This window comes from Propionibacterium freudenreichii subsp. freudenreichii, assembly GCF_000940845.1.
In the GTDB taxonomy this organism is placed as follows: domain Bacteria; phylum Actinomycetota; class Actinomycetes; order Propionibacteriales; family Propionibacteriaceae; genus Propionibacterium; species Propionibacterium freudenreichii.
Map to the genome: position 1 here is coordinate 261,999 of NZ_CP010341.1, position 13,121 is coordinate 275,119.

Sequence of the window (13,121 nt, forward strand, 5' to 3'; positions counted from 1 at the left end):
GATGCGTCTATTCACCACGACCATCCACTCAGCGGTGGAGGGGCAAGCGGCCGATCAGACGAACCTGGGCTGACGTCCCAGCGTGCCCACCAGCGACTGGCGGTATTCCGGCGAGCGTTCGTAGGTCAACTGCGCCTCCAGCTCACGCAGGCGATCGGCCAGGTGCAGGCGTCCGGTCACCGAACCCGAATCGGAGCGCCCGATGTACTCCTTGAGGCGCTCGACGCCCTCCTCGGCCTGCTTCACGTCCTCGGCCTGCTTGGCGTCGAGGCGCTGCGCATACCAATCCGACGCCAGCACCGACTCGCGCTCGAACAGCTTGCGGAACTCCGGGCTGTCCAGCGTCCAACCCTCGGCCGACGCGCCGTGCGCCATGATCTCCAGCAGCGCCCGGATCGGCGGGCAGGCCAGCGACACGGTGCCGTCGTCGAAGTACATTTGTGCCACCCGCTGGTGCGTCTTGACGATCACATCGATCGAATCGGCGAAGATCTTCTCGTCCTGGAGCTCAGGGCGCAACATTTCCTCGCTGAACACCACATCGGGGTGCAGGAAGATGCGTCCGAAGTAGTGGGTGACGAAGCGATCATTGATGCGGTAGCCGAGCCGACTCGCCAGCACGCGGTGCCCGTCGAAGTCGAAGTCCTGCATCTTCTCCAGGTAGCCCTCGGAGATCAACCGCTTCGTATTGCGATCGTTGGGCCCCATGTGCGAGAACAGTTCGGGAATCAGCATCGAGATGTCGTGGTCAACCCGGGCATTCGGTCCGATATAGCCCGCCGAGCTGAGCCAGCCGTCATAGTCGGTGAGCGCATAGCTCAGCAGAGCCGCATTCAGGTCGTAGACGGCAGGTAGTGCGTTGAATGGGCCCTTGGTGAGCGCGCCCTCCGAGCCGGCACCCGTGGTGGACGGCGACTTGCCGGTCATCGAGCTGATGTACTCCATGAACAGCTCGGGCAGCTCCATGTAGTGCAGCGGGTTGTAGGCGCACAGCGCCGGAACCTTGTCCTCCGGCGGATTGTTGCGCCGGCCCGCGGCGACCACGTCGATCGGCTGCGGCGCATGGCCTGCCAGTGGGAGCTTGCGTGCCAGCTTGCCGGCCACATCGGCCACCGTGGTCAGCTCCGGGTTGGAGTCGGTGGGACGCACCTGCAGGTAGCGCGGGTTCTTCGACCGGCCGCCGTCGGGCAGGTGGCGCGGATCATCGGAGCACACCCAGAACTCGGGCGACTGGTCGTCGGGCATCGCGGCAACCCGCTCGATGAGCTTGCGCACCGGCTTGGTGAACTCGCTGTAGGCCTGCACATCGGTCAGCAGGTCGCGTGCCTGCTCATGGGTGAGCGGCTCGAAGTTCGAGATGAAGGTGTCGGTGCCGCTGGCCAGGTCGAACTCGGCCTGCTTGTCGTAGCCGCGGTGGATCGCATCGTCAGGACGCTGGAACAGCAGGTGCTCGCAGTTGGTCACGTACTTGCGCGGCAGGCCCTCGGCGTCCTCCCACGGCGGGGTCACCGTGCTGGCGGTGATGTCGTCCTCGGTCTGCACCTTCACGGCCGGGCTGTAATCGGGGCGCAGCGTGAACAGGCGCCACGAGCCGTCCTCACGGAAACCCACCCGCAACATATTGGTGATGATCTTCTTGCCGTCCAGGCGCACCATGTTCCCGTGCCGGCCATTCATGATGCCCACGGTGAAATGGCTGCGCCAGTCCTCACCCCATTCGGGCAGGTAATAGCGCTTGACGGTGAACGCCAATTCCTTCACATCGGGCTCAATGCCCTCGAGGAAGGCGTTGTATTCGTCGTTGTACTGGATTGACGGGGTGAGCAGCTTGATCACCGAACCCAGCGAGCGGTCAATCGACAGCACCGGACGATGATCGGTGCCGTTGCGGGACGCGTCGGCAAAGCGATTGGTGAAATCGGTGTCGAAGAGTGCCTGCACCTGGTCCATGGCGCTGTCGATATCGTGCGAGAAGGCATTGCCGAACACGAAGGCGTCACTGATCGACTTGCTGATCTCGCTCTTGCCGCCACCCGACACCGTGGCCGGCTTGTGGCAGGTGACCGCCCGCGACGAGGTGCCGATCAGGTGCCACTGGGTGGCATCCATCTCACGGTGCTTGGCATGGATGCGATAGCCGTCAGGCGACAGATAGTGCTTGCCGGCCAGCAACTTGATGGTCTGCTCGGCGCCATGGGCGGTCCAGCTGATCGTCTGGGTGCGCATCGAATAATGCGAATGCTCCGGAATGAACACGATATTGGGTTCGGGCTTGTAGACGGCATATCCCTCGGGGCGCACGTCCAGCAGCTCGCGATTGGTGGAGATCACATCGGCCAGCGTGAAGTCGTCGGGCGTGCGGTCAGTGAAGTCCTGGTTCAGGTTCCATGCCGGATACACCTCGGCGCCGCCGGAGTGCTCCTCCTCGGCACCGCCCAACAGGTTGGCCGAATAGCTGATCTGGGTCTTCACCTCCTTCTTGCAATAGCCGAAGTAGTTGTCGGCGATCACGGTGACGATCACGCCGCGCTCATCGCGGGCACACACCTTGAAGGCCTTGCCGTCGTTGTAGAGGTCGTCCTCGTGGCGCCAGCACTGGCCATCGCGACGCTGGCGCTCGGTGGCGTCGTCGTAGTGCGGCATGCCCAGGCTCTTCTTGGTCATCGTGGTGAGATGCGGGGCCAGGATCACGCAGCCGGTGTGGCCGGTCCAGCTGTCCGGGTCGAGCGAGGCGTCGTTCTCGGGCAGGTAGGGGTCGCCGGCATTGCCGAAGATGCCCTCCACGAAGTCCAGGTTGCACATCAGGCCACCGGGCACGATGAAGTGCACCTCGTAGCTCTTCTCGGTGGTGCGCCCGGGCACGGCCGGCAACACCGTGGGGCGCATGAGCAGCGACGCCCAACAGTGCGCCTGCTCGGGCAGGTTGGCGGTGTAGGGCAGCGCCAGCTCCTCGTCGGGGGCTTGGAAGGCGCGCGCCAGGATGCGGGCGTAGACGTTCTTGTCCACCTCCACCTTGTCCTGGGGGATGGGCAGGCCGCCGGTGGAGATGTGGAACACCCCGGCGGTGGTGCGCCGGTCATGCTTGGGGTTGTGCAATACGCCGTTGACAAGGCGATATGACGCCACGATGTCGGAATGGAATTCGTCGCCGTCCACCGGCAGCGACAGGCCGCGGGCCAGGCCCGGCTCGTCGAGCACCAAGGTGGTGCGTGGCAGCTGGGGGTGCTCATCGCAGTCGGCCAGGTAGTCGTCGAGGAAGCGCTGGATGCGCAGGTCGGGGGCACTGAGCCGATCCTTCAACCGCCGACTCAACTCGCGCTGGCGGGCCAGCAGCGGCTCCACAAGGATCGCATCGGGGCTCTCAGCATTGCTGTCGGGATGGGGCAGGCCCAGCAACGAAAGCCTCAGGTTGATGGCTGCGTTGATCTGGCGGCGTTCGACTACGGACATGGCACCATTGTGGTCTGTTTCGCGCCGGTTGTGGAGGGACCCCGGCAATTCGGAGCACGTGCGCGAGCAGCGTTACCACCTGATATTCCGTGCGCGGGGGGCCCTAGCATGGTGGCCGTCACCTCCACCCGTCCTCAACAGGTCAAGAAGGCCCGCCATGACACTTCGTCGACTCATTGCCCCGGCGTTGGTTGCCCCGGCACTGGCCGCCGCCATCATTGTGGGCGGTTGCGCCGCCCAGAACCCCCGCGGCGACGCCTCCTCGTCGGGGGCGAGCGCGTCGGTGCTCACCCGCTTGGACCTGCCCGCTCCCGGCGGCACGGTGGACAAGGCCTCGTTCGTCGCCCGGTGCGCGGGCGCCCAGCAGACGATCAAGAGCTACCAGACGGTGATGACCACCAGGACGGTGACCCCGCAGGCCGGCACCCAGGAGTCGACCACCACTTTCCAGTACGATTTCACCGACGCGGCGCGCCCGAAGGTGCGTTCCATCACGAGTACCGGCACCGAGACGATCTACATCGGCTCGGACATGTGGACGCGCGCTGCCGGTGCCGGCTGGGCCCACACCACCAACAGCGCCTCGGCGGTGGTCTCGGGCAAGGGCATGGACAACTATGTGGGCCAGGTGGCCGGCGAGATCGCCTCGGTGGTCTATGCCGGCGATGAGGACGTCAATCAGGTGAGGGCCCACCACTTCGTCTTCAAGCCCGTGGTGGCCCCCGGGTCCGCCTCGCCCAGCGTGCTGGCCCACGACGAGACCGGCTACTGGGTCGACCAGGACTTCCGCCCGGTGCGCGTGCAGACCTCGGTGACCACCGGCGGTATCACCTCGACCACCATCATGGATTCCACCCAGTACGGGGCCAGCTTCAACATCCAGGCCCCTGCGGCCTGACGCTCAGTTGATCGGGCTGGTGCCCAGGGTGAGGGACGCCGTCTGCGTGCCGCCGCCGTATCCCGACGACACGGTGACCGAGACCTTGTCGCCCGGCTTGTGCTGCGCCAACACGCTGCTCAGCGTGGCCTGCGAATCAATCCGGGTGCCGTCCACCGCGGTGATCACCTGGCCGACGCTCAACCCGGCCGCTGCGGCCGGCCCGTCGGAGACCACCTGCGAGATGGTCACGCTGCCCGACTGCGAGGACTGCACGGTCACGCCCAGGTAGGCCTTGGGTCCCACCTGCACCGTGCCCGAGGACTGGCCCGACTCGATCTGCTTGACGATGGACATCGCCCGCGCGATCGGGATCGCATAGCTCGACACCGTGCTCGACTGGCCGGTGCGGGAGTTCGTCTGGGTTTCGCCGGCGGTGGTGATGCCCATCACCTCATTCTCGGCGTCGAACATCGGGCCGCCCGAGTCACCGGGCACCGCCTGGGTGCTCGTCTCGTACACATTGGTCAGCGTCTCGGTCTGGGAAGCGCTGGTCTCGTTCTGCACCGTGATGCTCGACGAGGTGGACACCACCTGCCCGGTGGCGGCCGACAGATAGCCCTGGCCCGACGAATTGCCCACGGCGGTCACCTGGTCGCCGGTGTTGACGGTGTCGCTGTCGATGGTCACGGTGTCGAGGCCCGAGGCGCCGTCGAGCTTGAGCAGCGCCACGTCATTGGTGGCGTCACGGCCCACCACGGTCGCGTTGTACTGCTTGTTCGTCGACGCCACGGTCGCGGTGATCTGGGTGCTGGTCTCCACCACGTGGTAGTTCGTCAACACATAGCCGTCGGAGCTGAGCACCATGCCGGAGCCGGCGGCCGCACCCGAGGTGGTCTGCGTGGTGATGAGCACCACGCCCTTGCTCTGCGCCTCGCTGGCCGTGGTCTGCGACTGCGCCACCGCCCGCTGGGAACTGGTGGAGGGGCTCGCCTGCGCGGGCTGGGTGGCCGAGGGGGTGCTCACCGGCAGTTGGCCGATGCCCGAGCCCGACCAATTGGGGGCCACCAGCGCGACCGCCATGGCGAGCACGACCACCAGCGCGGTGAGCAGGGCGGCCAACCTGGTGTTGGGGCCCTTGTGATTGTTCGAGGGGGGATAGACGCCCCAGTTCGCGCCATTCGGTGCGGGCGGGTATCCGCCGTAGCCACCCCCGTTGCCCGCAGCATTGCTGAATGCCGCAGCCGCCGACGGGTCGGCGTTGAAGGTGGAGCTGCCGTCATCGAGCGATGCCGGCGACCAGGTCGCGTCCCAGGTCTCCCGGGGGGCCTGCCAGCCCTGCTGGGCAGCCGAGGATTGCTGCGTCGCCGGGGGCTGCATGGCAGGACCCGAGCCGGCGGGCGTGGTTGAACCGGTGCCCGCACCCTCAGCCGAGTGTGCGTTGTACTGGTCGTTTCGTTCGCTCATCGTCGTCTCTCTTCCCGCCCTGCGCCTGCCCGGTCAGGAGCTAGCTGCCCGGGCCTTCCACGGTGTTTCGGTCAGTCACCGTTGACAACCATTAGAGGTGGCCGCCTTGTTCCGAGCCTGAGTGGTCTCTGTGCCATTCCTGTGAGCGGTGGCGGGTGTTTTCCGGCCCTCGTGAAGGTGCCGGAACACCAGAGGGGCTCCCCACATGTGGGGAGCCCCTCTGGCTCTGTTCGTATGAAGAAGCGGTGGTGCAATCTCGGTGCGGCATTGCACGGGGTGATGTCCGACCAGGAAAACCCTCATCGGCATGGGAGTTTCAATGCCCGCGAGCCTATGGTGCTCGACAGCCAGCAACGAGCAAACCAGCTGCCGTGCGGCCCAGTCTCTCGCGGGCCCATCGTTCCTCGTCCTGCCTCCCGACCAGCGAGCTAACCAGCCGGGGTCGTACACGGTGTTTCGGTCAGTCACCGCACCAACAATTGGAAACGGCGAGGTTGTCGCCCAGCTGGGCGAAACCTGTGATTGACCTGTGGACGGCGACGTTTACGCCTGTCACGGCCCCATTTGCACGGTGCCCGAAGGTTCATTCCTTGAGATCTTGTTGGCGATGTCGAGCGCCCGCGCGATGGGCACCACATAGGCCGTGGCGAACTGGCTGCCGTCGTCGGCGCTCCCGGCGGTGGTCAGGCCGATCACCTCGGTCTGGGAGTCGTAGGTGGGTCCGCCCGAATCGCCGTGCATGGCGCGCGAACTCGTCTCGTAGACACCCGACAGTTGGTTCGTCGCGGTGCTGCCCTCGTCGCGGGTGAGGATCGACTCATTGGTCGACAGCACCTCGCCGGGGGCGGCCATGATCTTGCGTCGTCCGTCGGTGTTGCCCACCGAGGTCACCTGGTCGCCGGCGCGCACGCCATCGGCGTCGATCTTCACGGTCGGCAGCCCGCTGGCCCCATTGAGGCTGAGCAGGGCCACGTCATTGGCCTTGTCGTGCCCCAGCACCTTGGCGCTGTAGGTCGACCCGGTGGACGCGATCGTCACATTGATCGTGCCATTGGTGCCCTGCACCACGTGGTAGTTCGTCAGCACGATGCCCGAATCGCCGATCACCATGCCGGTGCCGGCCGATCCCTCGGTGACCGACAACATGGCCTCCACGATGGCCACGCCACGGATCTGGTCGCCGCTCGCGTCGGTCTGCTCGGCCGACGGGGCAGTGGGGCGCACCGTGGCACCCGGATCGTTCGGCGAGGCGTTCGGCATGAAGGGCGTGTAGTTGCCCCAGCTGGCGGCACCGCTTGCCGGCGGGGCCAGGCCCGGCATGGTCGGACGCAGCAGCACACCGATCGAGCCGAACAGGGCGCCGGTGAACACCACCAGGGCCAGGCCGATTACCAACAACAGTGGCCCGCGACGCCGTCGGGGCGGCTGCGGGGCCGGCCCCCAACCACCACCCCAGCTGCTCTGGCCGGGGCCCGGCGGCGGTGGCGTCCACCCGCCCCCGAAGCTGGCCTGCCCCTGCTGTACCGGGTAGCCGCCCCAGGGCTGCTGGCCCGGCGCGGGCGGTGGATAGTCGCCGGGAATGAAGAAGGGTGCCGTCGGTACCTGCGTGTTCGGTGCTGGGTTGTCGGGTGCTGGGCCGTTCGGTGTGGGACTGTCCGGTGTTGGGTCGTTCAGCGCTTGCCCGTCCGACACCTGGGCATGCGGCACGGGGCGGTAAGAGCGCGCCCAGGGGCTGGGTGCATCGGGGCCGGGCATGGCAGCCCACGGATCCGGGTCGCCATGGGTAGGGTCCGTCGCGCTGCGGATGGGTCCAGCGTGGTTTCGGGCGGCGTCGTCCCGGCGGGGCTGGTGCGGGTGGGGTCCGTACTGGTCGCTCATCTGGGATGCTCTCCTCGCCGTTGACGGGAACTTGGGGGATTGCACCGGTCGGCCTCGCCAATTATGCCCCAGCCTCCTGACAGTTCCCGGAGCCCCGCTGTGGCGCATATGGGACAGCGTGCGAGTGATCACGGCGTGATCCCACGGGGTAACGGTGGCACCGGTGCAACAAGGGAACCCCGGTGTCGCGAGCGGTGCGGACATCCCGTAGCGTGTGGTTCCACCACCCCGCGATGTACGACGAGACACACACTGTTATCGTCTGTATGTGCGCTTGTCAGGACTAATCTGACGGCACGAGGGAAACGGCGATCGTCACGATCGGCGGGAGGTGCGAAAAACAGACTCAGCGTCGAGCCGAGGCGACAGCCGTTCGCACCTCAGCAACACAGTCGGTCAAGCAGCACAGACACCACAGCAGCACACAAACGGGGCCCCCCACGAAGCGCAGCATTCACCCGGTGGATGGCGCGTCGACCCATCACCATCAGTCAGCCATTGAGCAGACGCGTCTATTGGGCGGCGGTCTACCGGAGTGAAAGAAGAACAGTGTTTGCGTCACTGAAAGAGGAGAAGCGTGCGGCCGACCTGAGCCGTGCGCGCCGGTCTTCCTGCTGGTCATCATCTCGATGGGCAGCTCGATCATCTACACGCCGGCCTACCTGAAGTTCGTCTTCTACAACGAGCTGATGGCGGCCCTGCACATCACCAACGAACAGGTTGGCACGCTGCTCTCGGCCTACGCCATCACGGCGACCATCTGTTACCTGCCCTCGGGCATCGTGGCCGACAAGGTGCGCGCCCGCACGCTGTCGTGGGTGGGCTTCGCGCTCACCGCCTTGCTCACCTTCGTCTATGCGACGCTGCCGTCGTACAACACGCTGATGTTCGTGTTCGTGGGCATGGGCCTCACCACGATCCTCATCTGGTGGGGCATCCGCTTCAAGGTGATCCGCCTGATCTCCGGTGAGGGCGAGTACTCGCGCAATATCGGCCTGTCCTACGGCCTGTACGGCGCAGCCGGCCTGGTGGTCGGCCTGGTGAACACCTTCATCGTGACCAAGCTCGCCGCCAGCCCCGAGGTGGGCATGCGCGTGCTGATCATCTTCCTGGGCATCCTCATCGCCGTGCTCGCCGTGCTGTCGTTCCTCTTCATCCCGCGCTTCGCGGGTGAGATCGGCGGCGACGGAACCGGCTTCAGCTTCAAGGGCGTCGGCAAGGCCCTCACCATGCCGGTGGTCTGGCTGAGCTCGGCCTGCATGTTCTTCGTGTACTTCTACTACACCGGCGTCACCTACACCACGCCCTACCTGAAAGGCGCGCTCGGCGCCTCGGCCAAGCTGGTGCTGCTCATCGGCACCATCCGCACCTACGGCATCACCCTGTTCTCCGGCCCGGTATTCGGTGCCATCGCCTCCAAGGTGGGCTCGCCCTCCCGCGTGATCACCGTCGGCTCGGTGCTCGCAGCCGTCGTGCTCCTCGGCTTCGTCTTCCTGCCGCAGAAGCCGGCCATCGCCGTGCTCGCCGCAGTGCTGGTGATCTTCCTGGGCTTCGTCGCCAACGGCGTCTTCGGCATCGTCTCGGGTCAGCTCACCGAGGGCAAGGTGCCCCTGGAGGTCTTCGGTACCGCCTCGGGCCTGCTGTCAGTGGTCGGGTTCCTGCCTGATACCTTCTCGAGCACTTGGTTCGGAAAGCTGATGGACCAGAAGGGCAATGCCGCCTACGACGACATCTTCATCATCCTGGCCATCTCGGCGCTCATTGCTGGCGCCATCGCCGTGGTGCTGCTCTGGTACGTCAAGAAGCACAAGGCCGACGAGCCCCTTGACGAGGCAGTCGCCGACGCCGGCATCGTGGAGGCATGAGGCCAACATGGCGGAAAAGCTGAACGTCCCCGGCCTGTGGAGTGCCGAGATGGGGTAGGTGATCGCCAAGCAGAACGAGCTTGCGGGCGACGCCTTCGCCACCGACGTCACGCCGGCCCAGATGCGTGAGAACTACGACACCGAACGCGCCTTCTGGAACGAGGGCGGCCCGCAGATGGCCCGGACCACCGATCGTGAGGTGGCCACGGCCTATGGCGCGGTGTCGGTGCGTCAGTACCGTCCCGCCGGGCCGGCACCGCAAGACACCCTGCCGGTGATCGTCTTCATCCACGGCGGCGGCTGGGTGGTGGGCAATCCGACCACCCACGACCGCATCACGCGCATCCTGGCCGACTCGACCAAGGCCTGCGTGGTGAGCGTGGACTACACGCTGTCGCCGGAGGCGAAGTATCCCCGGGCACTCAACGAGTGCGTCGTCGGGTGCGTGCCCTGGTGGACGCACCCGACGAATGGGGCATCGACGCCGACGACATCTCGCTGGCCGGCGACTCGGGTGGGGTCAGCCTGGCCTTCGGCGTGGCGCTGCACCTGCGCGACGAGGAGAAGCTGGCCGACCGGTTGCGCTGCATGCTGCTGTACTACGGCATCTACGGACTCACCGATTCCGCATCACGCCGCCTGCTTGGTGGCCCCTGGGACGGACTGGGCGACGACGACCTGCAGTACTACTACGACGCCTACTTCGGCTCGCCCGAGGACGTGTCCTCGCCCTGGTTCAACGTCGTGGGCGCCGACCTGGGCCATGGCGTCCCGCCCTGCTACGTGGCCGCGGCGGCGCTCGACCCGCTGCGCGATGATTCCCGCACCCTGGCGGCCCAACTCGCACTGGCGGGCGTGACCAACCAGTACGAGGAATTCGCCGGGGTGATCCACGGGTTCGCCCACCACACCCGCATGCTGTCAGCCGCCCGCCGGCTGCTGGCGCATTCGGCGCAGTTCTTCACCGAGCAGGGACCGGATCGCTCCCGTGACCCCGAACCCGCCCGACCCTGAGCCGAACCGTCCGACGTCGCCGGCACGCCGACCCGACCCCCCCGCGGGACGCAGTCGGCAACGGTGCGGTCGACGTCAGCCCAACCCACACAGCCAAGCCAACGAAACAACCACAGAAAAGGGAAAGACAATGGATTTCTCATTGACCGAAGACCAGCAGCTCATGGTGGACGGCTTCACCGAGCTGATGAACAGTGAGGCATGGGAGAAGTACTTCCACGAGTGTGACGAGAACTCGGAGTATCCCGAGCGCTGGGTCAAGGCGATCTGCGACCTCGGCTTCGACCGCATCCTGCTGCCCGAGGAATACGACGGCCTGGGCCTGGGCTGGCAGACGTTGGCCGCCGCCTATGAGGCACTCGGCCGCGCCGGTGGCCCCACCTACGTGCTCTACCAGCTGCCCGGCTGGGACAGGGTGATCCGCGAGGGCACCGAGGAGCAGAAGAAGGACATCCTCAAGTTCGTCGGCAGTGGCAAGCAGATGCTCAACTACGCCATGACCGAGCCCAGCGCCGGGTCGAGCTGGGACGACATGTCCACCACCTACAGCCGCAAGGGCGGCAAGGTGTACCTCAACGGACACAAGACCTTCATCACCTCATCCATGAAGGTGCCCTACCTCGTGGTGATGGCCCGCGACGCCGACAACATGGGCACCTACACCGAGTGGTTCGTCGACATGAGCCTGCCGGGCATCACCAAGGAGCCCCTGCACAAGCTCGGCCTGCGCATGGATTCGTGCGCCGACATCTACTTCGACAACGTCGAACTGCGCGAGGAGGACCTGTTCGGCACCGAGGGCAATGGCTTCAAGCGCGGCGTGAAGGACTTCGACCTGGAGCGCTTCGAGGTGGCCCTGACCAACTACGGCACCGCCTACTGCGCCTTCGAGGACGCCGCCAAGTACGCCAACCAGCGCGTGCAGGGCGGCGAGGCGATTGCCCGCAAGCAGCTCATCCAGCTGAAGTTCGCCGACATGAAGGTGGACCTCACCAATATGCGCAACATGCTCTACGAGATCGCCTGGAAGGCCGACAACGACCAGCTCGGCCGCGGCGACTGCTCCATGGCCAAGTACTACTGCTCGCATGCCTCGGCCCGCGTGGTCGACAACGCGCTGCAGACCCTGGCCGGCGTGGGCGTCACCGGCGAACACCGCGTGCAGCGCTTCTACCGCGACCTTCGCGTGGACCGCGTCTCCGGTGGCACCGACGAGATGATGATCCTCGCCGCCGGCCGTGGTGCATTGCGCGATTACCGCAGCTGAGCCGGAACCCCCGGCCCCAGCTTGACCAGAGCGTGAATTGACCAAAGCGTCACATGGAAGGAATGAACGAAATGTCATTGCCAACGCAAAAGCCGTCATTCGGAGTGCTCGACGGTCTCAAGGTCATCTATTCCGCCGTGGAGATCGCAGTGCCGACGGCCTGCGAGATCATGTCGGAGTGGGGTGCTGACGTCACCTGGATCGAGAACACCCACACCGGTGACTCGGTGCGCGACACCACCTATGTCAAGGAGATGGAGCGCCGCAACCAGCGTTCCCTGTCGATGAACCCCTTCTCCGACGAGGGCAAGGAGATCCTGTTCAAGATCATCGAGGACGCCGACGTCTTCGTGGAATCGTCGAAGGGCCCGGCCTGGGCACGCAAGGGCATCACCGACGAGATGCTGTGGGAACGCAATCCCAAGCTCGTCATCGTGCATGTCTCCGGCTTCGGCCACACGGGCGATCCCGTGCGGGTGAACTCGGCTGCCTATGACCTCACCGTGCAGGACTACGCGGGCTACGTCTACCAGAACGGCACGCCCGACTAGCCGATGACGGCAGCGCCCTACACCGGCGACTACTTCAACTCGTTGATGGTCGTCAGCTCCGCGCTGGCAGCCGTCTTCCGGGCGCAGAAGACCGGCAAGGGCGAGTCCATCGACCTGGCCATGTACGAGACCATGCTGCGGATGGGCGCGTACTACATGATCGATTACCTCAATGCCGGCATCGAGTACCCGCGCGCCGGCGGCAGGAACCAGAACCTGTGCGCCATCGGGCAGTACAAGTGCCGCAACGGCGTGATCGGCCTGTGCGTCTACGGCGTTCCCCAGAACAAGTACCTGCTCGAGGCAATCGGGCTGGGCGAGCTGTGGGGCACCGAGGACTATCCGGAGGACACCTCGGCCCTGTGGCTGTCGTCGCCCAAGGCGGAACTCATCGAGTCGAAGCTCGAGGAGTACCTGCTGGCCCGCGACGTGGAGGACGTGGAGGCCGACTTCACCGCCCACAAGCTGGCGGCGCAGAAGTGCCTCAGCTTCGAGGACATCCTGGCCGAGAAGCACGTGCAGGAGCGCGGCAACTTCATCGAATGGCAGAACGCAGAGGGCCAGGACGTGAAGGGCCTCAACACGGTGCCGGTGTTCAAGAACCGTCCCGGCCAGTTCTGGCGTCCGCTGCCCCCGCTGGGCTACGACACCGCCGACCTGCTCGCCAAGGCCGGCTTCAGCCCGGCCGACATCGAGCGCTTCAAGGCGTCGGGCAAGGTGCGCTTCGGCGACCAGGACGAGAGCTGAACCAG

7 protein-coding genes and 2 pseudogenes are annotated in these 13,121 nt (G+C 65.9%); 6 read left to right on the forward strand and 3 right to left on the reverse strand.

All coding sequences use genetic code 11. The features are described 5' to 3' along the window. Positions 1 to 54: 54 nt before the first annotated feature. Positions 55 to 3,450 carry a PPi-type phosphoenolpyruvate carboxykinase gene (locus RM25_RS01055; RefSeq protein ID WP_044635901.1) on the reverse strand — a complete coding sequence of 1,132 codons (3,396 nt, stop codon included), beginning with the start codon at positions 3,448 to 3,450 and terminating at the stop codon, positions 55 to 57. 157 nt (positions 3,451 to 3,607) lie between these two features. On the opposite strand from RM25_RS01055, the gene RM25_RS01060 reads away from it, so the two are divergent. After that, on the forward strand, positions 3,608 to 4,348 hold the full coding sequence (locus RM25_RS01060; protein WP_044635902.1) for a hypothetical protein: 741 nt from the start codon (positions 3,608 to 3,610) through the stop codon (positions 4,346 to 4,348). Positions 4,349 to 4,351: 3 nt separating this feature from the next. On the opposite strand, the gene RM25_RS01065 is transcribed toward RM25_RS01060, so the two are convergent. Beyond that, complete coding sequence (locus RM25_RS01065; protein WP_052809059.1) at positions 4,352 to 5,794, reverse strand: S1C family serine protease; 1,443 nt, start codon at positions 5,792 to 5,794, stop codon at positions 4,352 to 4,354. 552 nt (positions 5,795 to 6,346) lie between these two features. Continuing rightward, positions 6,347 to 7,486, reverse strand: coding sequence for a S1C family serine protease (locus RM25_RS12190; RefSeq protein ID WP_158487035.1), 1,140 nt, complete (start codon positions 7,484 to 7,486; stop codon positions 6,347 to 6,349). 809 nt (positions 7,487 to 8,295) lie between these two features. On the opposite strand from RM25_RS12190, the gene RM25_RS01075 reads away from it, so the two are divergent. The 5 genes and pseudogenes from RM25_RS01075 to caiB all read left to right on the forward strand — a co-directional run bounded on the left by RM25_RS01075 (position 8,296) and on the right by caiB (position 13,116). Next, positions 8,296 to 9,537: an MFS transporter gene (locus tag RM25_RS01075; RefSeq protein WP_330124170.1), complete on the forward strand. Its 1,242-nt coding sequence runs from the start codon at positions 8,296 to 8,298 to the stop codon at positions 9,535 to 9,537. Between the two features lie 175 nt (positions 9,538 to 9,712). Continuing rightward, positions 9,713 to 9,916 (forward strand): annotated as a pseudogene (locus tag RM25_RS13465) (alpha/beta hydrolase fold domain-containing protein); the annotation flags it as partial. A 50-nt stretch (positions 9,917 to 9,966) separates the two neighbouring features. Then, positions 9,967 to 10,551 carry an alpha/beta hydrolase fold domain-containing protein gene (locus RM25_RS12920; protein ID WP_196482672.1) on the forward strand — a complete coding sequence of 195 codons (585 nt, stop codon included), beginning with the start codon at positions 9,967 to 9,969 and terminating at the stop codon, positions 10,549 to 10,551. Positions 10,552 to 10,681: 130 nt separating this feature from the next. Further along, the gene (caiA, locus tag RM25_RS01085) at positions 10,682 to 11,818 is read left to right on the forward strand and encodes a crotonobetainyl-CoA dehydrogenase (RefSeq protein ID WP_044635903.1); all 1,137 of its coding nucleotides are present in this window, start codon (positions 10,682 to 10,684) and stop codon (positions 11,816 to 11,818) included. Between the two features lie 71 nt (positions 11,819 to 11,889). Then, positions 11,890 to 13,116, forward strand: a pseudogene (gene caiB / locus RM25_RS13095) (L-carnitine CoA-transferase). Positions 13,117 to 13,121: the final 5 nt, after the last annotated feature.

Bases quoted from the DNA above. Each gene is read 5' to 3' on its own strand.
- RM25_RS01055 (WP_044635901.1), bottom strand. From the start codon at position 3,450: ATGTCCGTAGTCGAACGCCGCCAGATCAACGCAGCCATCAACCTGAGG.
- caiA (WP_044635903.1), top strand. From the start codon at position 10,682: ATGGATTTCTCATTGACCGAAGACCAGCAGCTCATGGTGGACGGCTTC.
- RM25_RS01060 (WP_044635902.1), top strand. From the start codon at position 3,608: ATGACACTTCGTCGACTCATTGCCCCGGCGTTGGTTGCCCCGGCACTG.
- RM25_RS01065 (WP_052809059.1), bottom strand. From the start codon at position 5,794: ATGAGCGAACGAAACGACCAGTACAACGCACACTCGGCTGAGGGTGCG.